We start from the raw sequence: 24887 nt of genomic DNA on the forward strand, positions 1-24887 counted from the left end.
AATAATGAAAAATTTTAATTGGTTTAACTTGTCTTGAAAAAACATACCAAACTAATGAATAAATTTTAATCATTTAAAAATAATAAAAATGTTGAAATCATTCAAACAAATAGAAGATTAATGTCATGATGACGCCTATATAACTTGCTTCTGTAAGCATTCCTAATGTAGCCACAATAATTATAGCTGGAATTCCTTATAGATAATTTTTTTATGCTTTGTATAATCAATCGCACATAATAAAACTATTCCAAACCCAAGCGACAAGAAAACATTATTGTGGAGTACACCTTCGCTTGGGAACATGTACTGAATGAGTGCTGAACCTGCAAACATAATCGCTGCCCATATAAACACACGCGTAGCATACTTTGTACGGCTTCGTGTATAAAAGAATCCTTCCACAACAAAATAGAAGAAAATTGGTGCTACAATACGTCCTGGATGACGCATCCACATTGGCATACCTGGAATTTAAGTATACACGTGATCAATAAACATAAGGATCATCGCGAAAGTCTTTAATTGAAAAGCATTTAACCTCATAAAACATAAAACCTCCACTTTTCATGTTTCAAAGCCCCGTGTGATTACAGTGGACAAAAACCCGGCCTATCCTATAGCGATTAAAGAGTTGAAAACAGAGAAAAAGATGCCTGTAGGCATCCAAATAAGGCAGGTAAAGTACCTTAATAACATTGTAGAGCAAGATCATCGTTTTATTAAAAAGAGAGTTCGTTCAATGCTAGGATTGAACTCTTTTCGTACAGCTAAATCCATTCTTTCAGGAATAGAAGCGATGTATATTATTAAAAAAGGCAAACTTATTTTACGGGACAAGTCTGTCCATAATGAAGTGAAGTTTATTCGCTAACACTATACAAATATGATAATTATCCACTATTTAATTACTCCTTATAAGCTTTTAATGCTTCTTTCCAATGTCTTAATGGTTTTAATCCATTCAGAATAATGCAATCTTTGCTTAACACTGAATATTTAGGTCTATTGGCTGTTTGCGGGAATTCTTCCGTTGTTAAAGGAATGATATTGATGTCTCTATTAAAGTCTTTAAAAAATTCAACTGCAAACTCATACCATGAACATATTCCTTCGTTTGTCACATGATATAATCCGTAATGATTCGTCTCTATTATTTCTTCAATAAAATTTGCTAAATCTAGTGCATAGGTAGGTGAACCAAACTGGTCAGATACCACGCGGACTTCACCGTATAGATTTGCTACTTTTCTTATCTTAGCGATAAAGTGACCGTCTCCCTTTCCAAATATCCACGAAGTTCTAATAATAAAATGATTATTCGTGTATTTTGTTACTAAATGTTCTCCAGCCAATTTTGTTTCTCCATATATATTTAATGGATTAGGACGATCCACAAGATTGTATGGTGTATGCTTTTCGCCATCAAACACATAATCCGTACTAATATATACAAATTTACATTTTATTCTTCCTGCAGCTTGAGCAATATACTTGGTACCTAATACATTTACTTCATATGCCAGTCCTTTATTTTTCTCTGCCCCATCTACATTTGTAAATGCTGCACAGTGTACAATTACATCTGGCTTTAGCCTATCAAGATAAGAGCTAACTCTTATTTTATTTGTAATATCTAACGTGGTTCGATTCACACCATATAGCTTATGCTGTGTTCTGCTGAGTACTTGTATTAAAGTTTGTCCTAGTTGCCCATCTACTCCTGTTATCAGTATCTTCATTTTAAAATTCCTCGTTTAACTTATGTAATTTTTACCTAATAAAATTCATTCCCACCACGTACGGTTATCTATATACCACTTAATTGTTTGATTGAGTCCATCATCAAATAGATATTGTGGTTTCCAACCTAATTCTTCTTTCAACTTAGTAGCATCCATGGCGTAACGTCTATCATGTCCTAAGCGATCTGAGATAAATGTAATTTGCGATTGATCTTTATTTAGGAATTTGAGTACTTTTTGTACAATATCTAGATTTGTATATTCATTATCTCCTCCGATATTATAAATGTGCCCATCTGCTCCACCATGCAGAACTAAATCAATAGCTACACAGTGATCCTCTACATGAAGCCAATCTCTTATATGTAATCCATCACCGTATAGAGGAATATTTTTATTATTTAACGCATGAGTTATTGTTAATGGTATTAATTTTTCCGTGTACTGATAGGGACCATAATTATTGGAACAACGAGTTATATTCATAGGTAAACCGAATGTCTCGTGATACGCTCGTACCATTAAGTCTGCACTAGCTTTACTTGCACTATAAGGACTATTAGGAGCTATTATTGTATGCTCTGTAAACGCCCCCGTTTGAGATAATGTCCCATATACTTCATCTGTAGAAATTTGTACAAACTTTTTCACTTTTGTTTTATATGCTGAGTGTAATAAGGCTTGTGTACCTAATATGTTAGTTTGAACAAAGATATGGGGAGTTTTAATACTTCTATCAACGTGAGATTCTGCTGCGAAATTTAATACATAATCAAATTTCTCTTTTTTAAATAGCTTATCTATGAATATTTCATTTGAAATATCCCCTTTGATGAATTTATAATTTTGATTTAGTGATATTTCCTTTAAATTAGATAAATTCCCTGCATATGTTAATAAATCTACATTTACAATTTGGTATTGAGGATATTTCTTTAACATATACCGAATAAAATTACTACCAATAAATCCTGCCCCACCCGTTATTAATAATTTCAATTAAAATCATCTCCATAAACAAAGTTGATATTAGTATCTTTTAAACTAGGTAGTTTTCTATCTTTTTCTGATAAAATTGGTTGATTAGTTGGCCAAAAAATCCCTATCGTTTCATCATTCCATAGAATTCCGCCTTCATGGTTAGGTGAATAATACTCATCTACTTTATACTGGACAATAGTATTAGGTTCTGTAGTACAAAAACCATGTGCAAACCCTTTAGGAACGGTAAGTAGACGGTTATTATACTCACTTAAAATTGTTCCGAACCATTGCCCATACGTTGGAGAGCCTTTTCGGATATCTACCACTACATCGTAAATAGAACCAGAAGTGCAGCTCACTACCTTCATTTGGGCTTTAGGATTCAACTGATAGTGCAGCCCACGTATCGTGCCTGTGTGAACAGATAATGATTGATTATCTTGTACAAAGTCTCCCTGTAAATCTAAAAGTTCAAATTTTTTCTTGTTATATGTTTCTATGAAGTAACCACGTTTGTCACTGCATTTATCAAGCTCTATAATAAAAACACCATCTAATGCTGTATGAATTTTACGCATTCTTCTCTCTCCATTCATTTAAATGCTATTGATGGGCAACTCTTAGTAAATATCGGCTGTATTGATTTTCCTTTACCGAATTTGCCATTTTTAATAGTTGTTGCTTGGTTATATATTTCTTTTTAAATGCAATTTCTTCTAAACAAGCTACTTTTAAACTCTGTCTTTTCTCAATTGTTTCTATAAATTGTGCTGCTTCTAATAATGATTCGTGTGTACCTGTATCCAGCCATGCATAGCCTCTTCCCAATAATTCAACTTCTAATTCTCCCATTTCAAGATATTCTTTGTTGATATCTGTTATCTCTAATTCCCCACGATTAGATGGTTTAATATTTTTTGCTATTTCTATCACACGTTTATCATAAAAATACAGGCCAGTTACTGCATAGTTTGATTTTGGTTCCTTTGGCTTTTCCATGATATCAATCACATGCTTTTTAGAATCAAACTCTACTACCCCAAAGCGCTCTGGATCATTGACATAATAACCAAAAACTGTAGCTCCCCTAGTCTTCTTAACAGCCTTTTCTAGTAATTCTGTTAGTCCATGACCATAAAAGATATTATCGCCAAGAATTAAAGCTACATTGTCATGTCCAATAAATTCCTCACCTATAATAAATGCTTGTGCTATACCTTCTGGATAAAGCTGAACAGTATATGAAAGAGTAATTCCATATTTTGAACCATCCCCTAACATTTGCTCAAATTTACTAATATCTTGTGGCGTTGAAATAATTAGTATCTCTCTTATACCCGCCAACATTAGTACTGATAAAGGATAATAAATCATGGGTTTATCATAGATAGGTAATAATTGCTTTGATACAATTTGGGTAAGGGGGTACAATCTAGTACCGCTCCCACCTGCAAGAATGATACCTTTCATGGCATTGTGCTCCTTCATAGTTTTTCTGATATGCTCAATTAAGAGCTTAAGGTTTAAAAACTATATAGCTTATTATGCAGGAGACCAATACTTACTTGATAAAAGTGGCCTCCTACATAAATAATTAATTTAGATATTTTCCTATTACAACAGAATTATAATTACCACCATAAGAATATGTACTAATTAAGGCATTGCTCACCGGAGCCTTACGAGCATTTCCTGTGACGAGATCGATTCTTCCTCTATGACTCTTTACATTTTGCGTAGCTGGTATTTCACCATCAAAGGCACATATTACACTAATAAGAGAAAGAAGGCCTGCAGTTGCATGAGTTTCTCCAAAGATAGATTTTATGGCACTAACAGGAGCTCCTTTTTCGAATATACGTTCTATAACTCTCTCTTCAATACGGTCAAAATATGTATGACCATTGGCGGCTGCACAAATATATTCTATCTCTCCTGGAGAAATCATCGCCTCTTTCATTGCTAAACGCATAGATTCCTCCCATGCCTTTCCTAGATGATTTAAGTCCCCTATTTTACTATCATCAGATGTTAATCCAAAACCTTTAATTTCAGCTAAAATATTACCATTTCTTTTTAACGCTGCCTCCTCACTTTCTACAATAAAGGCAACGCTCCCTTCACCAAGTATGGTACCGCTATTTTTACAATCAAAAGGACTTATATTCTCAGTTGTTAAGTATCTTTTTATTTTTGAGTGTCCCTCTATTATTGGATCATTTACTTCATCTGCCGTTACCACAATGAATGTGTCATAATCACTAGATTGAATCATGGCATAGGCATAGTATAGTGCACTAATACCAGAAACACCGCCACATGAAATAGTTGAAGTAGGCCCTTTTATTTTGAAGTTTAATGAAATATGTCCAGCTGCTGCGTTCATAACTGTGTTTGGAAATAATTTAGCATTGGCGGCCTTAACACCCTCCTGGATAATAATCCGGTTAAATGATTCTACCGTTCCAACTGGTCCTGTACCAGTTGCAAAAATAATTCCTATCTTGTCCCTATTATTTTTATCTATCTTTAAGTTCCCGTTTTCTATAGCCATTTTCACCGACAATACTGCATGTTTGCTAATTGAGTCCATCTTCCTTAATAAACTAGGATGTATTAGCCTTCGATAGTTTTGTTCTGGTATTTTCCCGGCTTGTATGCACTTAGGATTGTCATTCCACTGTTTAATCTTTGAGGTACCACTCTTTCCCTTAAACATACAATCTTTAATTTCCTTAAGGTTTGAAGAATTCCCAGCAAGTCCCCCTACACCAGTAATTACGACTTTTTTTTCTTTAATTAGCGTTTCCTTTTTCGCTGATAACTCGTGGTTCTCATTGTACTTACAGAATAGAATACTTGCATTGTTCCCACCGAAAGCAAATGAATTTGATAGTACATAACTCAAATCACTTACCCTACCTACGTTAGGTACAAAATCTAGATTAAACTTTTGACTTTCAACTTCAAAGTTTATAGTTGGGGGTAAATATCCATGTTGAATAGCAAGAATACTTGTTACTGCTTCCGCGGCCCCTGCGGCTCCTAACATATGTCCTATCATTGATTTAGTTGAAGAAACTGGTGTCTTATTTTCAGTAATTAAAGTGCGAATTGCTTTTGGTTCTGATACATCATTTGCTGGTGTACCTGTACCATGTCCATTGATATAGCTTACTTCCTTAGCATCTATATTGGCTTTCTTTAAAGCACCTCGCATGGATCTCAAAGCACCTTCCCCGCCCGGATCTGGGGCCGTCTGATGATATGCATCTGAAGATAAATCATAATCCACTACTTCAGCAAGGATATTTGCACCTCTTTCAACCGCATGATCTAATGATTCCAAAACAAGAATGGCTGCACCTTCTCCGATTACCACGCCATTACTCTTGCTATAAGGCGATGGTGGCGTTGGTGCAAGTGCTTGTAAACTATTAAAACCACTCATTGACAATTTAGATAAGGGATCTACACCACCGGTTATCATGATATCTGCTTTGTTATTTCGAATTGTATCCAGTGCAAATCCAATTGAATTTGTACCAGCGGCACATGCATTCGAAATAATCATTTTTGGCCCTTTTATTTTTAAGTCTCGCGTAATATTGTCACAGGGAGTATGGATTGGATACTTAAAAAGTAACGTTTCATCTGCTTTTTCAATTCCATCTTTAATCCACTGATTATGAAATTCTTCCCCGCTCAACATGCCTCCTAAAGATGTGCCTAATGATATTCCAATTCGGTATGGATTAAAGTTTTCTATTTTTAATTTTGCGTTTTCTACCGCTTCTCTTGCCGCCATGACACCTAATTTTCCACAGCGATCCATATCCTTTATTTCATCCTTAAAGAAGTAATCATCTACCTGAAGGTTTTCAATCTCTCCACCATAATCTGTTACCATTTCAGCCATATCGATATTTTGGATTACTTTAATACCAGATTTCCCAGATTTAATATTATCCCAAAATTCTTTTACACTATTTCCGTTTGAACAAATAATTCCCATGCCAGTTACGACGACTCGTTGATTATTCATGTTCATATGCCATCACCTTTACAGTATTTTGATTGACCATGATTTAGGTAGAATATATGGTGAGGACTGAGTATGTGCCTCATACAAAGCATTTTCTTTATTTTTCACATAAAATCCAATTCCTGAAACAGCAAATGGTTCCTCTAATAAAGCAACCCCGAGTCGCATGTTTAATACAGGACTTTCTTTAAGTTCAATAACTTTACCAATTAATTGTTCTTCTATAAAAATCTCATCATTAACTGTAATTTGACTCTCTATTCCTGTCGTGAATCCCACAATTCTTTTATTAACTCCAGCTTCCGATTGCTGTTCTAAGGATTCTCTTCCATAAAATTCATCTTTATAAAAATCAATAAACCATTCTAAACTAGCTTCGAAAATATTTAGTTCTTCTAAATGTTTAAATTCAAAATATGGATGTCGAATTTCTAACATTAACGTCTCTAATGTTTCCCAATCCACTTTTTTTAAGTTAATATCGTCATCTTTAAAAGAATTTATGGTTTCAACGACTATTGGTTCTAAGTATTTTTCAAACAATAATTGATAACCATACTCTGCTGTTACACCTGTTCTTGCCAATAGAATTTCCTTTCCAAATAGTTGATTTAACACAAATGATTGAAATGGTAGTGATGATATTTCGAAATCTAAAAATTGTTGAGCTAATCTCCATGCATAAGGGCCTTCAAATCCAAGGAGAGAATGTGTTTGACTTATATCTATAATCTCAATGCCATTCGTCTTTTGATTTTCTAACCAAGCTAGTACAGTGTCCTTTTTATGCGGTGTAGTAATAACTGTAATAGAATCCTCATTTTTAAATAGATTAATTATATCGATTACAGTCCCATCTTCTTGTAACAATAAGGTAAAGAGTGTAGTTTCTTCTTCCATAAACATAATATCTTTCGTAACTAAACGATCTAGGAACTCTACATGGTCCTCCCCTTTTACAACAATTCTTCCTGTTTCCGATAAATCTATTACACCTATTCCGCTACGTACTGCATCATATGATTCATTTTTTTCTTTTTGTATATTAATTTGATTACTCATGATTAAGTGCCCCCAATTCTCTCTTTATCACATCAATTATTGTCGGTAAATTACAGACATTATCTATATATAGTTGTTGCATTTTCTTTAATTTATCAATCTCAGTTTTGCTATATAACATATTGAATATTGTTTTACTGGTGTTCCTTAAATCAAAAATTTCACAAGTATGCACACAATTAAAATAATCATTTTTCTCCATCAATGGAGCTAGTTCTTTATGCCAACCATTTGGGAATACAAGAAATGGATAAAGTCCATTAGGCATTATATAATTCCATTTTTCTATAATGCTTTTTAATGTAGGATTAAGGCTGTATCCTTGAGCTTTTAATTCTTCATATCCCATATGATTTACAAGGCTAATCACAGGTATTTTTCCAAATACTGCTTTTCCCATTGAACAAGATGTTATATTATCAGTGATAAATAAATCACACGATAATAATAGTTGCTCGTATTCTTCCAAATGAAGAAATGGTAGTGAAACAAATTCTATTTTCCCTCCATTTTTCATAGAAACAAATTTAGTCTCATCTGAAACCCCAATTAATTTAATACATGTATCGCTCGGAAAGTCCTGAAGATATAGACTTAATAGTTCTTGTAATATATATTCATAGCTAAACCTTGCATCATTGTACTGTTTCTTCTCCATGAGCCTCATTTTTACTAATAAGTTGGCCCATGATGATTTTGCAATCATAATCAATTTATCTTGCTCTCTACAACCAAGTTGTGCTCGTATTTTCATTTTTCTTTCTTCATCTACTTGTAAAGCCTCTTTATACAACTTGACGGAAATAATCTTCTCATTATCTTCTTTATAACTATTTACTGGGCACGTTCTAATTAACTTAAATTGAGCCGGAATTTTAGGTAGTTTTATCAATGACCTTTTCTTTAAGCTATTGTAGTTTGCGTTTTTAAAAAGTTTATTTTCTAATAATCTATCCTCACTACCCCAAGCCAAAGAATCAATAGAGAAACAAGGTATGTGTAGGTTTAATAGATAATCAAGATCAATAATTGGAGACTCTAAAAATAAATTATGGTAATCAGCTAAAACAATAGCATCAGGTTGAAATGAATTAGTGATTTGTTTTATAACCTCTTTTTGTCTTAGCCCCTTTGTTAGTGATGTAACATTGGCTACAGTTTTATTGGCATACCATGCGAATTTTTCGCTTGTTAAAAAATAAACTTCCCCATCTTTTTGAATTTGTTTAGCTAGACATAAGGCATTATGCAACTCACCAATGCTAAAATGACTAGGTGCAATAAACAATACTTTCATGTCTTATTCCCCTCTACTAAAATTTGCGAAAAGTATTCACTATCAAGTAAAGTTTCTCCAACTGCAATATTAAAGCGAATATCTCCATCATTAAATTCATTCTGATTACCATATATTCCGATTTGTATCCCTTTTTTGGGCCATTCGTATATAAAACATTTTGTACTATGTGATAATGCTAAAATAGATACAAATAACCCATTAGATAATTCGAGAATTACCTTATTATCTAAATAAATCTTTCTTTGTTTGCCATTTGGTATTAACGTGTTTTGCTCTCCATTCTGCCAATAATACATCTTTTTAATTTTTGTTTTTCCTTTTTTCTCCCAGAATAAGTGAAAGACACTAGTTTTCATTTTATCTTTCTGTAGACTTTTCAATTGTATTTGTAAGACAGGTAGATCATATACAGTTGTATATTCAACTTTCCACTCATCAGATTGACAGAAAATCCGATTAATAAATTCCTTATATGTATTTTCCGTCGCTACTACTGATTGATTACTTTTATTGAGATATATTGAATTAATGCTCAAATCTTTCCTACAATCTGGAGTATAAGAATTAGCTGTTGGTATCATTACACCGGGTAAAAAATTATAAGAACTTAATACTGAGTTTTCTTTTAAAATCTCTTTATCTTTATACATAAATTCTGTTATTTTACTACTTTGGTTTACTTTAATCTTTAAATTTAGTACATTATTTTGAACTAGATATTCTTGTTTTTTTTCGCTATATGTTAATTTATTTCTTCCTTTAAGGAAAAGATATATTTTTTTAGTTATCGCATTTCTATTTAATTCATCTTGATACGTGAGTACGGCATAATGTGCTTTTGACCAATTAACCTTTCCACTAAATTCAAAATTAAAATTGCTTATAGATTCTATGTCTTGTATAAACAATTGTTGTTCGTAAGATGTCTGAGGGAAAAATAATGTTAATTTCCCCTTTAATATGGAAGAAAATAAGTTTTTTAGACTTCCGTGAATATGAAATTCCCCGTTTTCATTTATAATATGAAATTGGTCAGTCTCAATTGAGTACGGAATCTTATTAGATATAAATTTGGATGTATGATTAGTAATATCGTTATAGATTTCTTCCACTTCATCTTTGCTATCATGAGAACATAAAGTATAATAGTGAGTTTTTGTTATACATTTTTCTTTTTCACTCTGTTTAAATATTACCGTTGGCATCCACCTTAATCCAAATAGGATACGCTCTATATTTCCTTTCCATATAAATCCAATATTAATATTTTGTGATTCAAACAATGTATAATTTCGCTCATACATGTTTGGATGACTAGGTAGATCGAATTGATTTACAAATTCATAGTCATGTAGTGCATATGGATACTCACCATATACCATAGGTTTAGAAACTAACCCACTCTTTAATGGTACCGTCATCTTCGCATCATATAACATGCACCAAGGATATATCTTTATATATTTTCCTTCCTGTGCGAAATCATTTATTTGAACTATCTTATCTGACAAAAAACAAATGCTTCTCTTTAATTTTGTGGCCTCATGAATAATTTCAAAACATGAATCAGATTTTATTTCCCATGACAGCTCATTTACTTTCGGTTCTTTTACTGCATTTAAAAATGGATAATCTAGATCTGGCCATGCTTCTTTTGCCAATAATTGCTGCTTTCTAAGGTCATATATATATAAACAACCAGTACTTTTACTTATTTGTACAGTTATATACATATTTTCTAGAATTAAGTATTCTTTTGTTTCATAAACATGATTTTTCCCATACGCATGAATCGGAATTATTGTCTTTAATTCCCCAATATTTTTATTTTGATGACTAACAGCCGAAAGTGTCATATTAGTGATACCAATTTTTTTAGGATTCAATAAAATAGGATGATTCTTTATTTCACCCGGTTCTATGATACAGATTTGGTGTTTTTCTAGCAGTTTGAAATCTAGTATTTTCGAGTTTCCTTGTTGAATAATTAGTTTGTAAATTAATCTATCTAAAGAATTATTTTTTATATTAACGATACATGCAGATTCTTTTCCATTAATTAACTTAGGATAATTAGCAACATTTATTTCTAACGGTTTTGCTATGGTTACTCCAAAATGAACAGTTAGTTCTAGTTCTTTTGCTTTTAACTTAGTAACAAGTTCTCCCTCAATTTCCTTAGTAACTGTTATAACTTCTTCCCACTCGTACTTTTTATTTGGATAAAAAGTTTTCTTTAAATCAATTAAGTAATCGTCCCCTATCTTGGATGTAATACTAGCTTCAATAGGATTTGAAAAATGATTTTCATATACATAACAGATATGAATCTTCTCTCCAACAATTAAATTGTTTCCTTCTAAAATATAACTAGTGAATCTTACTTGTTCTGTTTCTACCTCAGTAATTTTTTCACTTTTTATATCAACCCAACAATTCACATCTTTTGCTCCAAGATTAATAGCATACTTTACAACTTCAATTCCATTTCTTGTTATGGCGTTACTCTGAATAGAACGTAGGGATTTCAATCCCCTAACCGTTTTCCAACCCCTAGATAGCCATATATCTTGGTCACTTTTTGAAATAATTGGTTTAAATGCATCTAACAGATAATTAATAACATAAGGTAAATAGCTTCTTAAATTTAAGTAGCCATCATAGTCTATATACGACCTACTTGTTTGATATAACCCTACTCTTTTATAAAGTGCCATGGCTACTTTATCTTCCGGATTCACTTCTGTATCAATATACTTAATATCTTGTTGAATAAGATTTTTAATTGCATAGGCAAATAATTTATCTGGTATATTTCCCGAACGAAATTCTGGATGGATTAAAAAGAATCCTGCCCAGGTTCCATCTGGAGTTGCTGCTCTTTGACCTGATAAACTAGAAAATAATAAGCTAGCTATAATTTCATTTTCATATTCAGCAATTAAATATAACTGTATCTTCCGCTCTCGAAATAATTGCTTGATGTCTTGCGTATTTAAGGGATACCCATATTTAATGGGACCATACTGATATTTATTATAAAAGTGAGCTAACTTCTCACTATCTGCCTCTGTACACTCACGAACTTGAACATCCATACCATGGATCATATTTCCTCAACTCTTTTAGAAACTTGGATACTACCAGTAGCAACTTTCTTTTTATCCACATAAGCCGTAATTTCCACTTGTGAGATTAATCCAAGAGATCTTCCAATTTGGACATGTAATTCTAGCTGGTCTCCTGGTACTACAGGTTTTAAAAATTTCATATTACGTACAGAAACTAAATAACCCACATATGAACTCGGATCTATTTTAGGTGAACATGCACCAAGTGTATCTATTTTTGCTAGTTCCCCTGTAACATAAACAACAGCCGTCATCTGTGCCAAAGCTTCAATGATTAACACTCCAGGCATAATTGATTCATTTGGAAAGTGCCCTTCAAAAAAAGGTTCACTAACAGTTACATTTTTAATACCAATTCCACTCTTTCCTGGCTCAAGTTGGATCACTTTGTCTAAGAAAAGGAATGGCCATTTATGCGGTAAGATATTTCGGATTTGATCTGCATTTAATACCGGTCTCACTGCACATCATCCTCCCTATTTTCTTCAATAAAATCAGCAATTTTATTAATAGAACCAAGTACTGCCATATTCTCGTCATATACAGCAACCCCAAACTCCTCTTCAATCGCCAGAAATAACTCTAATGCATCTAAAGAGTCAACTCCTAAACCTCTTCCGAATAATGGCTGATCATCAGTGATGTAATGCGGTTCTATTTCTAAATCTAATCGCTCAGTAATAATTTCTTTAATTCTGGTAGTTAATTGTTTTCTTTTTTCAGCAATTATTTTTGTTTCTACATACGTAAACATCTGTTTTCCCCTTTTCCTTGTTCAACTCAAAATTCGTCATTTAATGTTTAACCATTAACTAATCCGCCATCCACTGTGAAAATTTTCCCAGTGATATAACTTGCATAATTAGAAGATAAAAATGTTGTTAGATAAGCTACCTCTTTAGGATCTCCAATTCTTCCAAGTGGCACTAGTTCTAACATCCTTTTTAAAGTTTGTTGGTCCATGCCTTTTGTCATATCGGTTTGTATAAAACCAGGTGCAACGGCATTAACTCGAATGCCGAATTCACCGCCTTCTAATGCTAAGGTTTTGGTCAAAGAAATAACCCCTCCCTTTGAAGCAGAATAATTACATTGGCCTCTCGCACCCATTATTCCACTCGTCGATGTGATATTTACAATAGAACCCCTTTTCTGTCTCATCATTATTCTTAATGCTTGCCTACAACAAAGGAATGTTCCCTTTAAATTTAAATTCACCACATGATCCCACTTTTCCTCACTCATCATCGCAGCAAATCCATCATTTATAACTCCTGCATTATTTACTAAAATATCTATTCTTTTTTCCTTTGAGCGTATGTGTTGAAACAATTTATGAATAGAGTCTTCATTTGTAATATCTACATGCATAGGAAACGCTTTTCCACCTTTTTCTCCTATAGTATTTGCTATTTCATTTGCTGATTTTTGATTACTTTGAAACGTAAAGTAAACAGTTAAGCCCTGTTTGGCTAGGTCCATTGTTATTGATTTACCAATGCCTCGTGATCCTCCGATAACTAATGCCACTTCGTTTCCATTAAACATAGACCCGTTCCCCCTTAAATTCTTTCTCTATTGTAGTAAGGCTTCTTTTTAAATACATCGGTGTTTCTGTAGAAGATACAGATATGTTCTGCTTAAAGGAGCGACATAACTTGGTTAAAGTATTTCCGGGACCTACTTCTATAAAGTGTTTCGTACCATCATTCAATAAAGTGTAGATAGTGTCTTGCCACATAACTGGATCTACACATTGTCTTTCTATATCTTGTAAAATATTGATTCTATCTGTAGTTGGTTTTCCTGAACAGTTTAAAACAATTGGTATTTGAGCATTTTTTAACAAAAATAAATTTAAATACTCCTTAAACTCAAGAACCATTTCTCCCATTAAACGTGAGTGAAATGCATGACTAGTTGAGAGTATTTTAGTTTTTATACCATTTTTTTGATCTAGTACCTTTTGAAATTTAAGAATGCTCTTACTCTCGCCAGAAAATACAACCTGTGTAGGGGAATTATAGGCAGCAATATCAATTTCATATTGTTTAGATTCCTCTACAACTTCAAATAATGTTTGATATGTGTTCGACACAATTCCTAACATACACCCCTCTTGCTTTACATTACTCATCAGCGAATTGTAAAGTTCCTGCTTCTACCAGTGCGGAGAATTGTCCCAAGCTATGCCCCGCTACTTTAGATGCCCTTATACCGTGCAAATGTAAAATTCTTGATATCCCTGTGCTTACCGTAAGAATAGCTGGTTGTGTAACACTGGTTTCTATTAATTTTTCACTTGGCCCATATAAACATAGTTGCTTTAAATCAAATCCCAGCGTATCATTTGCTTCCTCAAATAATGGGACAAATATGTTTGGGTATTTATCTAAATACCCTTTACACATCCCTACGGATTGAGACCCTTGTCCCGGAAAAATAAATGTAATCATATGACACCCCCGCTATTTTCAAATTGAAGCTTTTCTAAAATTTCTTCTGGTAATCTACTGATTAATTGATCATTCGACCTTGTTAAAACGTGTTTTGAAAATCCCTCCGCTAACAAAACTCGGCATCTCTTGCGGAATAATTTATAAACAAATTCTATATAAACTTTACTTTCATTCTTAAGATAGGTCTCTACAATTAAGTCGTCTTGAAAACGAGCTGATTTTTTGTAGGTACATCTTATATCAATAATTGGAAAATACAATTTTTCCTGTTTTAAATACTGGTCTATACCAGTCATATCTAGCATTTGAAACCTACCCAGCTCAAACCAATGAAAATAATGAGAGTGGTGAGCAATTCCCATAGGATCGCATTCCCCAAAACGAACATTCACCTCATTTTTTACTAAGTACACTTATTTCACCTACTTTTCATAAGAACGTCGAAATTTTTGTATGGAGATTGTTAAAAATAAAATTCCCATACCAATTAATGCAGCTGATGGAATAAGAACAGAGGAGAACTCTTTGTTATATACTAATAAATCGTTAAAGCCTCCCATTGCCCAAGCTGTAATGGTAATATGCGCTAGGTTTTGCATCCATTCAGGCTCTATATAAAGTGGCCACCAAGATCCACCCAAAGCAGACATAGTTAACACGATTAAAATAGAAATACCATTTGCTTGTGATCTTGTTTGACATATAGAAGCTAATAAAATTGCCAGGCTTGAAGCTGCAAATGCAGTACATATCACTAGCAATATAATTCCTAATACACTTTTCCCTAGCCACATTCCAAATACAAAATGTCCTACGCTAAAAAGGACTGCACATTGAACAATAGCTGTTATAAAGCATGAGAGCATCTTTCCAAAAATAATTGATAATGTATTAATAGGTAAAGTAAGAATCTTTCTTAACGTTCCATTCTCTCTCTCTTCTACTAATGCACCTGCAGCTGCAGCAGTACCTAAAAGTACAAACATAACGGCATATCTTGGTACATTAGATTCAAATGGAGTGGGTTTATGTTCATTATCTGATGCTAATTTTTTAAACTCTACTTTCACATTTACTTCCATTTGGGCAGAGGCTTGTTTTACAATCTCTTTAGTCATATCTCTTTGTATTTCTGACACAATTTGAGTTACAGCATTTGAAACAACACTTGGAATAATGCGATCAACTTCATCTTCTATGATGATGACTTTGGCCTCTGTCCCTGAATATACATTTTGTGTGAAATCCTTAGGAATAACGATTGCCGCTTTTTTAGTTTGAACTTCCTTTTTCACTTGTTCTTCTGTATATGCTTTCTTTTTACCATTTAGTTCATAAGTTTCTTCTATCTCAAGGGCAGGGATTTTTTTCAATTCCTCAATAACCCTTTTAGAAAGTTCTCCATTATCATTTACTACTATAGGAATCTTGAATTTTTCTGTCTTACTATCAAATACATTTGATAATGCAAAACTAGCAACTGCAATAACTATAATAGGTGTAATAAATAAATAGATTAGACCAGGAATATCCTTTAAAAGAATAAGTATATCTTTCTTAGCTATATACCAAGCTTTCATTTTTAACATCTCCTTTCATTTAAGACCTTAAATTTTTGCCCGTTAAATGTAAAAATACATTTTCTAAATTAGAATTTTTAACATTAAATAATTCGATTTTTAAATTATACTTTTGAACTTCTCTTGTAACATTAAAACTATCTACGCATTGAATGATGACTTTTTTATCTACCAAAGTGCAGGACTTCACATCAGCAATCATTTTTGTTTTATGTATAAATTCTTCCGGAATATTTGATATTGCAATCTCTAAATAATTTTCCCCATACTTTGTTATTAAATTTTTTGGGGTATCAATATCTAATATTTCACCCTTATCATAAATTGCTACACGATGACATAACATCTCAGCTTCTTCCATATGATGAGTTGTATATATGACAGTGATTCCTAGTTCTTCTACGAGATGGCGAATACAATTAAAAATATGGTTTCTTGATTGTGGATCAATTCCCACTGTTGGTTCGTCTAAGAAAATAACTTTTGGCTTATTTAACAAACCGATCACTAAATTAATTCTTCTTTTCATACCACCTGAAAATGTATCAATTCTCTTATGTGCCCAATCCTCAAGCTGTGCGAATTGCAAAGCTTCTTTTATGCGGCTTTTTTTCCTATTCCCCTTTAATCCATATAAATCGGCATAAAAAGATAAGTTATCATATGCAGTTAAAGTCGGGTATAGCGCTAAATCTTGAGGTACTACACTCACATTTTTTTTAATCTTATTCCGTTCAGTATACAAGTCGTAGTTACATACTGTACCATACCCTTCATCTGGCAGAGTAAGAGTAGATAAAATCGATATAAGTGTTGTCTTTCCAGCTCCATTCGGTCCTAGTAATCCTATAATTTCACCTTTACGGATATCTATGCTTAAATTCTTAATAACTGTATAATCTCCATATGATTTCTTAATGTTTCGAATGGAAATCATAGTATTTATATCAGTCATAATGTTTCCCCCTTCTTCTTGCTGATACAATTTATTAGAAGTGACTCTTCTTTATCTCCATTAAAGCTTCAAGGTATTTATATCCATACTTTTCATCTGGTTCTAGGTATGTGCCTTCTGCCCACTCATTCCAAGCATTAATAAATAAAAAATCAGTGTCCTTACTATGTTGTAAAAGATACTTCTTAAACTTATCGGGATTAGACCCCTTCATAATTAAAGCGCTTTCTTTTTTCTTGGAGAGTTATCCCAATCTACAAAAGCTCCTTTATATATGTTTTCACGTTCTTTAATTTGACGGTTTAATATTCTTTTCCATACAAAATCATAACTTAAGTGAAAATCTTTTTTTTCTTGATGTAGTGAAGTTGTATTACCTATTAGTTTTTTTAAAGTGTACATAGGTTCAAACTCTATAGCAGCATCAAAAGGAAAGTCTGATTTATCTTCAAAAATTGTTAACATTTCTACAAAGTGTATCCCTAGAAACCCTTCAGATTGAGCCCATTCATTCCATAGACTCAACATTTTATTTAGGTTTGGTATAGAAGCTGGTCGGTAAATTACAAATATCGGTTTATCTTTAATATTTAAATAGTTTTTGTTTTTAAAGAATGGCAATAGATAATTAAAGTGTTCTTTCCAATCAGACTCATCCCCATATTCTTGTCGCATTAATACTACTTGGTCTTTCCCATCCCAAGATCTTGTCCAAGATTCATTTGCCCAACATAAGCAATATGGGAAATCAATTTCCTTACATTGATTTCTCAATTCTATTGGTTTTTCTAGTAATATTTTCCCTTTGAACCAATAGTGATAATAGCAAAAACCATCTAAACCATACTGTTTTGCTAAATTTATTTGCCACTTATGTACATCTAAATCTAACAAATTGTAATAATAATCCCTTAATGGAGCCCTAGGCTGATAGTGTCCCAGAAAACGTGGTTTTGCTTTTTTTACATTGGTCCATTCTGTAAAACCCTTTCCCCACCATAAATCGTTTTCAGGTATTTCATGAAATTGTGGTAAGTAAAAAGCAATAGTCTTCATTAGTAAGGACTTCCCCCTTCCCCATATGCAATGACTCACTTATTGATAAAAAGCAATTACACAATATAAAATTCTGCTTTTTAACATGAAACTATTTAATCTGATGTTAAATCTTGTCACAAAATAAGGCAAAAAGACCCTAATTATTGTAATTTTCACACATAAAAAACTATATTTTTAATTTTTTTTAGAAAATTATTCAAAAAAACACTTTAAATACAGTTAAGTATTGTATAGTTTTATATTATAGGAGGGGAAAAATATGTCGTTTTTTGGCGAAAAATTCACAAATTTATTGGTAAATTTAGATGTAGCAAGTCTAATTGGAAAAATAAAGCAATACCAAGGGGGATTGGAGGTCTATGAGAAGGAATTTCCAAGTACATTAGAAAAGTTGCAAATATCTACTCAACTTCAACATACCAAAGATTTTGTCGCAATGTACAAAAACTTAAAAATAACAAATAAAAGGTTAAAAGAATTAATTACATATGATCTGTCGCCAAAAACAATGATTGAAGATGAAATATCTTGTTACGTTGATGCGCTATCACTCATTCATAATAACTATGAAAGGCTTACTATTGATCCAAGTACAATCTTAGAAATACATTTTCAACTTTTTAAATATGCTACTTCGGATAGTGGAACGTGGAGAAAACAGGACATCTTACTTGAAGAACATGAGCAACTTAATTTCTCATTTTATTGCTATCGCCCTTTAACGATTAAAGAAATCCCAGAAGCAGTAAAAAATTTATGTGAAGAATATAATTATTTATTAAATCAAAAAGATATTGATCCACTAATTTTAATTTGTAATTTTGTACTTAATTTTATATGTATTTTTCCTTTTGAATCTGGAAATGGAAGAATGGTACGTCTACTTATATCTTTATTACTATTACAAAGTAAACATTCACTAGTGAAATATATTTCACTAGATAAAATAATAAAAAAATACGAGAGAGATTATTATGATGCCCTATATAAATCTTCAGCAAATTGGCATTTTCAAGAGCACAATGTATCCTTTATATTAAAATGTCTATTACATATTATTCTAGAAGCATATAAAGAACTAGACGTACATATTACAAGTTACCAACTGAAAGGGAACAAAAGCTTTAAAATTAAAGAGTATATATTAAAACAAGAAATCCCTTTTACAAAAGAAGCAATACGGATGGTATTTTCAGATGTTTCACCAAGCACGATCAATAAAGCCTTTGCATGTTTACAAGAAGAAAAATTAATTAAACTAATATCAAAAGGCCGTAATGCAGTTTGGACTAAAACAAAAATATAAATAATATCAAAAAAATATAGGGTGATTTTTTAACATTAATAATTAAAACATACATATAAATTTATTTCACATACACAATAGATATTTTTACATAATACATAAAAAGATAATTTGTCGCTACATTATTCATACAACTATTTTTGAATTTTTTCTTTCTCTATACTTCCGAAAGTCTGATAACAGACTTTATAGGAAGTATTAAATATATAAAAACTACATATTCAGTTTTTATATCCCAACTATTAGTAATAGGAACTTAGCATTTATATTCCATTTCACCTAAAGAGTTTTAATAAAAGTAAAAGAGAAAATACCTAGATTTAGCTTTAATTCATTAAAAAATTCGATTTCACTTAAGTAAGTGCCCATTAATCTTGTCTCTAATAGCAATGGCTATAAATTCTTCAATAGAGCTATTTGTTTCATTTGTAATTTCTTTCAAGTATTTGTATTCCTTACTTGTAAGTATGACAGACTTCGTTACTGTATTACTATCCAAATATACGCTATGATTCATTCTTGGAACAATTTTCCCTTCTATTATATAAGGCGTTAACTCCTCAATCCATTCCATTTGAATTCCTGGTGGTAATGTAATTAATGATTGACGAATCTCAAAATACCAAAATGTTTCTTCTTCTAAAATCTTTATATTTCTTGGAGATACGTACTGTAATATATTATCGATTATGTGAAAAATATTGTTTCGTAATTGCGCAGATTTAGGAAAACGAAACTTAACAAACCTTTGATGATGACTTCTAGGTTTATCCGACAGTTTATAAGCGGACTCATATCCTGCTTTTAATGCCTCACTAAGTGTCATATTAGTTCCAAATTCATCAAGAACTATAATATCACCACGTTTTGGAATAGAAATAACACGTGCCAATGTATTGCCTTTTACAAACTTTTGAAATAATACTACATTATATTTCTGCGAAAATGTATATATATGATTAGCTTGTTCTACTTGCTGAACAAGTTCACGAACATCCTCCTTCTTCACAAATTTCGTTTGTCGATTACGATGTTCTATTAAAAAATAAACTAACTTTCCTTCTTCTATCCATTTTTCAAGCTGATTCATACTAATATGATACTCTTTACTTGCTTGATATAAAGTAATCCCCTCAATTTTACGTTCTTCTTTTACTTTTTCTACTTCTTCTCTACTAAATAAAAAACTACCATCTAAACGCCACGTATCCTTATTGATTGGTGTTAGCTTTCCTTGCTTCATTAAATTATTAAAAATAAAGTGACTTATATCTAAATAATCTTTTACTTCATTTGTAGTCATAGTCATTTCATATGCGCTAATCATTCTAATTCCTCCTCACACCTCGTAATTTACATAATAATATTATGTAAATTAAAATTTATAGTATTTACATTTTAAATAAATTATAACATATATCGTTATATATATTAGATTGTAAATTAGAGTAATGTCTAATTTAACTTTCTTTTTAAATTTAATTTTATAAAATATTAAACTATATAATAAAAACACTATTTTTAAAATTAAATAATAACCATAGAAAATGGGAGATTTTCTACAGTTATTATATACTTATTACTTCATAAAATTTAATTTTAATATGTAATTTAATTTATAATTGCTTACGGTATAATATTTAATATAAAAGGAAGTTATAAGGAGTTGAATAACATTGAAATTTGAATTAGATATTGTTCATAGTGAGACTTCTTTAAATAACATAGAGAAACAAAAACAAAATTTCACAAATCTAATTGCATTATGGAACCCTGATTATATAAATGAAGCGGAAGTAAAAAAGGAAAATAACGAAAGAGAAGATTCATATACTTATGAAGGATTTTCAGATGAAGAAATACTGTACTACTACTTGAATCGACAAACACATTTTGACCAAGGAAAACGAATCAAGGATGCATCAAGAATCCTATATGCACGTGATTTAAGTCAGTTTTATTTCTTTATTAAACAAAGTGAGGAATTTCTACAGAAAGATGTAAAGGATTATAAATTTGGTCAAGTATGGAGAAATCTTAGAAAACGACATATCCGTAATTATCAAAAATGGTTATCTCAAGAGGCAATCTCCTATCAGTCAAAAGATAAATACAAGCCATCTACAATTAGTAGAAAGCTTGGAGTTATTCGTTCATATTTGAAATGGCTATATGAAATCCAATATATTCAGGATCCTCTACATGTTGAAATACTAAGTACAACTGTAAATAAACAACATAAACCTAAACGTGAGTTATCATATGAGGAAGTAAAACAGTTACTTCATTACTACAAGGATAATGAAATCAATTACGCTTTATTGTCAGTTCTAGCTACTACAGGGTTACGTGTTGCAGAAGTAGCACATGCAAAGTGGGAAGATCTTGAGTATGATGCCATACGAGGACGATACTATTTAAAGGTTGATACAAAGGGTGATAGTGAACGGATTGTTTCTATTAATAAGGAGATTTTTAATCGGATTGTAGCATTTCGAATTCGGCGAAGATTACCTATAGACATTGGAAATAGAAATGGTGGAGCAGTATTTCAAACTAAAAACCATACTCCTTATAGAGAGAATTATTTGTCACAATATATTTCTAAAATCATAAAGGATACCCAGTTATCCTTTACAGTGGATATTGGAATTACTCCCCACTTCTTTAGACATTTTTATGTGCAGTACTTATATGATTACAAGAAATTACCACCTCATATTATTGCAGCTGCAGTAGGTCATAAAAATGATCGTACTACGAAAGAAAATTACCTAAATCAGCGATTGACGAAAGATAATGATGCCGGTAATTTAATTTTAGAAGACGAATTTTAAATTGTCCCTTTATAATTTAATATTAAATAAGTTAAATGTTGTTATTTATAGTTATGTATTTTTTATATAATTAAAACCGTTTTACCTTCTATTTATTTTTACTTTTCTCATAATCACATTCATTAGTTCTTCGCAAAGGTTTCCTATAAATATGTAATATTTTCAGAAACCTTAACATGCACTATTATAAAATACTTAGAAAAAATTGCATTCTAACTAATCATAAGTTAGAATGCGATTTTATTTAGAAGCGTTAATTTATTAGTTGTAAATAATATATAATCCAATTTTTTTGTTCTAATAAAGATAGTTTCTGAATGCTTGAACTTATTACCGATTTCCACTGCTTTGTTAGTATTCTTGCACGTATTATTTTTATTAACCTCAATTATATCTTTTAATGGGATACTTATTGTTGCGCTTTGCCATGTAATGGTTATTTTTTCTGTTGATTTTATAATTTCTATCTCTTTCATATTACTAGTAACTCCCTAATCTATTTATTTATATCTTTATAATACAGTTTGTATTTAAAATAGAAACCAGCCAATTTCATACATAATCACTCAGCCATTGTGTAAATAGGTAATTCTAGTACAAAGTTTCTTAAGTCCATTTACAATCTAGGTGTATATTGCAAACTTTTTTGAGTCGAATTTTTGGATATTCTAAATCATGATGATATTATTTATAATATTAGATGCTATGAAAATAGAAATAAACTTAGCCGAACTTAATTACGGAGAACATATGACTTATTTTAAATATACCTATAGTAATCGCGAAAAAATTGGAGAAAACCGCTAGAGTAATAGAAATCAATGGAGCAGACGGCAAGATTCTTACAGAAGACGAAGAAATTTTGCCTCTATCCACTTATAAGGAACATGATTACTCCTTTGAACCTTTCCATATACAAGGTGTAATTACCAAACGAGGGTATTTATGTTTTTTATAAAAAAAAACGCAGCTATTTAATTCCATTATTTATAATCTAATAAATTTATTTTACAAAGAGCTAGGTGTCACAAATATGCGATTGAGTATTTCACCTGATATTTATTAAATTAGAAATTAAACCTTTCGTATTACAAGTTGATCCATTACAGTTTCAAGAAGAGATTAAATAACTTACATTCTCATATGAAATCAGGTACGGTCCTTCCACATGTAGAAAGAGTTTACTTTAAAAATAATGTAGAGCCATTAACTTTTCATGCAGATCATGAATTCAAGCAAAAAGTAGTGCAAATGGCAGCGGATACTGGTATGGGACAGGAAGAATTCCTATTGCAAGCTGTAAAATCTTATATGGTAAATTTAGAATAGCAATAAATTTGTTATTAAAATAAAAAAGCGTAAAAATAAATGTACAGAGATAATAAAGTTGTTTAAAAACGCCAATCATGTTATTCCATAATTGGGCCATTTAATGGAATAAAGCTAATTGATTTAACCGGGACAGCTTGTTTAATAAGAAAAGGAAATAAAATCAGTTTTATGGAATTAATTAGGTGATTCATTTTACAGGAGGGATAACTGAATGGCCGAATTGATTTATCATGTTGCAGTTTCACTAGATAACTTTATTGCAGATCAAGGTATGATTGATTGAAATATTAATAATTCTAGCTTTTTATTTGATGGAGATCATGTCCCAGACTTTTTATCAGATATTCATCAATACGATGCCGTATTGATGGGTGGAAAAACATATGAGTTTGGATTTCAATTCGGTGCTAAACCAGGTGAACCTGGCTATAAGGGCATAAAACATTACATATTTTCCAACTCCATGCAGTTTGAGTCAAACGAAGAGGTTGAACTTATTAAAGGTGATGCTATAAAATATATTAAGAATCTGAAAAAGCAAGGGAACGGTAAAATATGGCTATGTGGGGGCGGAGAATTAGCTGGGTCGTTGATTAAACATAAACTTATTGATCAATTGGTATTGAAGGTTAATCCAATTATAGTCGGTGAAGGTATTTCTTTATTCGGAAGTGTAAAGCCGCGTCTTAAGTTGAAGTTAGTGGACATGAAACAGTACCCTAGTGGAGTTGTCAAACCGACTTACAATATTATTTATGCTTAGTATTATCCTAGAGAACCACTGTCTTTAATTAATTTCCAAATAAAACTTTAACCAATTATTCAATAAAAGGGCGCTATTGTTGAGCAAAAAATAGATTTTTAAACAACTATATTGTTATATTTTTAAGTACAGTGAAATATCTTATATCGTAAATTAAACAACTATATTTTAACCCCGTTCTAAAATTAGAACGGGGTTATGCTTGTTTTAGGTTTTAAAATTAAATAACTTGATTGTCTTTTTACGATAAAACCTTTCTAAACCTTCTTTATTACTTTACTAAATCTAATTTCTCTTATTGAAATTTCTAATTACCTTATTCAAAATTA

Annotated in this window: 18 protein-coding genes and 6 pseudogenes; 5 read left to right on the top strand and 19 right to left on the bottom strand. The window is 31.5% G+C overall.

The annotated features are described in order from the left end of the window. Positions 1-103: 103 nt before the first annotated feature. A pseudogene (locus MHB52_RS34155) lies at positions 104-546 on the bottom strand (TraX family protein); the annotation flags it as partial. Between the two features lie 16 nt (positions 547-562). On the opposite strand from MHB52_RS34155, the pseudogene MHB52_RS34160 reads away from it, so the two are divergent. Beyond that, a pseudogene (locus MHB52_RS34160) lies at positions 563-874 on the top strand (DDE-type integrase/transposase/recombinase); the annotation flags it as partial. Positions 875-908: 34 nt separating this feature from the next. Here the strand turns inward: MHB52_RS34160 and rfbD are convergent. The 16 genes and pseudogenes from rfbD to MHB52_RS34240 all read right to left on the bottom strand — a co-directional run bounded on the left by rfbD (position 909) and on the right by MHB52_RS34240 (position 18317). Further along, positions 909-1742 (bottom strand): dTDP-4-dehydrorhamnose reductase, encoded by an 834-nt coding sequence (rfbD, locus tag MHB52_RS34165; protein ID WP_061664761.1) that lies wholly within the window; start codon positions 1740-1742, stop codon positions 909-911. A 45-nt stretch (positions 1743-1787) separates the two neighbouring features. Then, a complete protein-coding gene (gene rfbB, locus MHB52_RS34170) occupies positions 1788-2744 on the bottom strand; it encodes a dTDP-glucose 4,6-dehydratase (protein WP_061664759.1) in 957 nt (318 codons plus the stop codon). After that, positions 2741-3307 carry a dTDP-4-dehydrorhamnose 3,5-epimerase gene (rfbC, locus tag MHB52_RS34175; RefSeq protein ID WP_061664757.1) on the bottom strand — a complete coding sequence of 189 codons (567 nt, stop codon included), beginning with the start codon at positions 3305-3307 and terminating at the stop codon, positions 2741-2743. Before rfbC ends, rfbB begins: the two co-directional genes overlap by 4 nt. A 25-nt stretch (positions 3308-3332) precedes the next feature. Further along, entirely contained in the window at positions 3333-4199 is an 867-nt protein-coding gene (gene rfbA / locus MHB52_RS34180) for a glucose-1-phosphate thymidylyltransferase RfbA (RefSeq protein ID WP_061664755.1), read from the bottom strand. A 124-nt stretch (positions 4200-4323) separates the two neighbouring features. After that, positions 4324-6780, bottom strand: coding sequence for a beta-ketoacyl-[acyl-carrier-protein] synthase family protein (locus MHB52_RS34185; RefSeq protein ID WP_061664753.1), 2457 nt, complete (start codon positions 6778-6780; stop codon positions 4324-4326). Between the two features lie 12 nt (positions 6781-6792). Further along, positions 6793-7836, bottom strand: a complete 1044-nt coding sequence (locus tag MHB52_RS34190; RefSeq protein WP_061664751.1) for an aminomethyltransferase family protein — start codon at positions 7834-7836, stop codon at positions 6793-6795. Next, complete coding sequence (locus MHB52_RS34195) at positions 7829-9133, bottom strand: DUF6365 family protein (RefSeq protein WP_061664749.1); 1305 nt, start codon at positions 9131-9133, stop codon at positions 7829-7831. The genes MHB52_RS34190 and MHB52_RS34195 overlap by 8 nt, the downstream gene beginning before the upstream one ends. Further along, positions 9130-12246 (bottom strand): GNAT family N-acetyltransferase, encoded by a 3117-nt coding sequence (locus tag MHB52_RS34200; RefSeq protein ID WP_061664748.1) that lies wholly within the window; start codon positions 12244-12246, stop codon positions 9130-9132. Before MHB52_RS34200 ends, MHB52_RS34195 begins: the two co-directional genes overlap by 4 nt. After that, positions 12243-12728, bottom strand: a complete 486-nt coding sequence (gene fabZ, locus MHB52_RS34205) for a 3-hydroxyacyl-ACP dehydratase FabZ (RefSeq protein ID WP_061664746.1) — start codon at positions 12726-12728, stop codon at positions 12243-12245. The genes MHB52_RS34200 and fabZ overlap by 4 nt, the downstream gene beginning before the upstream one ends. Then, complete coding sequence (locus MHB52_RS34210) at positions 12725-13021, bottom strand: acyl carrier protein (protein ID WP_016083388.1); 297 nt, start codon at positions 13019-13021, stop codon at positions 12725-12727. The genes fabZ and MHB52_RS34210 overlap by 4 nt, the downstream gene beginning before the upstream one ends. 47 nt (positions 13022-13068) lie before the next feature. After that, positions 13069-13815: a 3-oxoacyl-ACP reductase FabG gene (gene fabG, locus MHB52_RS34215; protein WP_061664744.1), complete on the bottom strand. Its 747-nt coding sequence runs from the start codon at positions 13813-13815 to the stop codon at positions 13069-13071. Next, positions 13808-14723 (bottom strand): annotated as a pseudogene (locus tag MHB52_RS34220) (ACP S-malonyltransferase). Before MHB52_RS34220 ends, fabG begins: the two are co-directional and overlap by 8 nt. After that, a complete protein-coding gene (locus MHB52_RS34225; protein ID WP_061664742.1) occupies positions 14720-15139 on the bottom strand; it encodes an acyl-CoA thioesterase in 420 nt (139 codons plus the stop codon). Before MHB52_RS34225 ends, MHB52_RS34220 begins: the two are co-directional and overlap by 4 nt. 9 nt (positions 15140-15148) lie before the next feature. Then, positions 15149-16306, bottom strand: coding sequence for an ABC transporter permease (locus tag MHB52_RS34230; protein ID WP_061664740.1), 1158 nt, complete (start codon positions 16304-16306; stop codon positions 15149-15151). A gap of 19 nt (positions 16307-16325) precedes the next feature. Further along, positions 16326-17261, bottom strand: coding sequence for an ABC transporter ATP-binding protein (locus MHB52_RS34235; RefSeq protein WP_061664738.1), 936 nt, complete (start codon positions 17259-17261; stop codon positions 16326-16328). A gap of 34 nt (positions 17262-17295) precedes the next feature. Next, positions 17296-18317 (bottom strand): annotated as a pseudogene (locus MHB52_RS34240) (glycosyltransferase WbsX family protein). A 262-nt stretch (positions 18318-18579) separates the two neighbouring features. On the opposite strand from MHB52_RS34240, the gene MHB52_RS34245 reads away from it, so the two are divergent. Next, positions 18580-19626 (top strand): Fic family protein, encoded by a 1047-nt coding sequence (locus MHB52_RS34245; RefSeq protein ID WP_061664736.1) that lies wholly within the window; start codon positions 18580-18582, stop codon positions 19624-19626. 349 nt (positions 19627-19975) lie between these two features. Here MHB52_RS34245 and MHB52_RS34250 read toward each other — a convergent pair whose 3' ends face one another. Continuing rightward, positions 19976-20953: a hypothetical protein gene (locus MHB52_RS34250; RefSeq protein WP_061664734.1), complete on the bottom strand. Its 978-nt coding sequence runs from the start codon at positions 20951-20953 to the stop codon at positions 19976-19978. 349 nt (positions 20954-21302) lie between these two features. On the opposite strand from MHB52_RS34250, the gene MHB52_RS34255 reads away from it, so the two are divergent. Next, positions 21303-22463, top strand: a complete 1161-nt coding sequence (locus tag MHB52_RS34255; RefSeq protein WP_061663218.1) for a tyrosine-type recombinase/integrase — start codon at positions 21303-21305, stop codon at positions 22461-22463. 227 nt (positions 22464-22690) lie between these two features. Here MHB52_RS34255 and MHB52_RS34260 read toward each other — a convergent pair whose 3' ends face one another. After that, positions 22691-22939, bottom strand: a complete 249-nt coding sequence (locus MHB52_RS34260) for a SunI/YnzG family protein (RefSeq protein WP_061663217.1) — start codon at positions 22937-22939, stop codon at positions 22691-22693. 320 nt (positions 22940-23259) lie between these two features. Here MHB52_RS34260 and MHB52_RS34265 point away from each other — a divergent pair. Together MHB52_RS34265 and MHB52_RS34270 are read left to right on the top strand one after the other, a co-directional pair. After that, positions 23260-23792, top strand: a pseudogene (locus tag MHB52_RS34265) (helix-turn-helix domain-containing protein); the annotation flags it as partial. A 214-nt stretch (positions 23793-24006) separates the two neighbouring features. Then, positions 24007-24558 (top strand): annotated as a pseudogene (locus MHB52_RS34270) (dihydrofolate reductase family protein). The last annotated feature ends 329 nt before the right edge of the window (positions 24559-24887 follow it).

Origin of the sequence: Bacillus sp. FSL K6-0073 (assembly GCF_038006085.1) — a bacterium.
Classification (GTDB): domain Bacteria; phylum Bacillota; class Bacilli; order Bacillales; family Bacillaceae_G; genus Bacillus_A; species Bacillus_A cereus.

Bases quoted from the DNA above. Each gene is read 5' to 3' on its own strand.
- rfbD (WP_061664761.1), bottom strand. From the start codon at position 1,742: ATGAAGATACTGATAACAGGAGTAGATGGGCAACTAGGACAAACTTTA.
- rfbC (WP_061664757.1), bottom strand. From the start codon at position 3,307: ATGCGTAAAATTCATACAGCATTAGATGGTGTTTTTATTATAGAGCTT.
- rfbA (WP_061664755.1), bottom strand. From the start codon at position 4,199: ATGAAAGGTATCATTCTTGCAGGTGGGAGCGGTACTAGATTGTACCCC.
- MHB52_RS34185 (WP_061664753.1), bottom strand. From the start codon at position 6,780: ATGAACATGAATAATCAACGAGTCGTCGTAACTGGCATGGGAATTATT.
- MHB52_RS34190 (WP_061664751.1), bottom strand. From the start codon at position 7,836: ATGAGTAATCAAATTAATATACAAAAAGAAAAAAATGAATCATATGAT.
- MHB52_RS34195 (WP_061664749.1), bottom strand. From the start codon at position 9,133: ATGAAAGTATTGTTTATTGCACCTAGTCATTTTAGCATTGGTGAGTTG.
- MHB52_RS34200 (WP_061664748.1), bottom strand. From the start codon at position 12,246: ATGATCCATGGTATGGATGTTCAAGTTCGTGAGTGTACAGAGGCAGAT.
- MHB52_RS34210 (WP_016083388.1), bottom strand. From the start codon at position 13,021: ATGTTTACGTATGTAGAAACAAAAATAATTGCTGAAAAAAGAAAACAA.
- fabG (WP_061664744.1), bottom strand. From the start codon at position 13,815: ATGTTTAATGGAAACGAAGTGGCATTAGTTATCGGAGGATCACGAGGC.
- MHB52_RS34230 (WP_061664740.1), bottom strand. From the start codon at position 16,306: ATGAAAGCTTGGTATATAGCTAAGAAAGATATACTTATTCTTTTAAAG.
- MHB52_RS34235 (WP_061664738.1), bottom strand. From the start codon at position 17,261: ATGACTGATATAAATACTATGATTTCCATTCGAAACATTAAGAAATCA.
- MHB52_RS34245 (WP_061664736.1), top strand. From the start codon at position 18,580: ATGTCGTTTTTTGGCGAAAAATTCACAAATTTATTGGTAAATTTAGAT.
- MHB52_RS34250 (WP_061664734.1), bottom strand. From the start codon at position 20,953: ATGATTAGCGCATATGAAATGACTATGACTACAAATGAAGTAAAAGAT.
- MHB52_RS34260 (WP_061663217.1), bottom strand. From the start codon at position 22,939: ATGAAAGAGATAGAAATTATAAAATCAACAGAAAAAATAACCATTACA.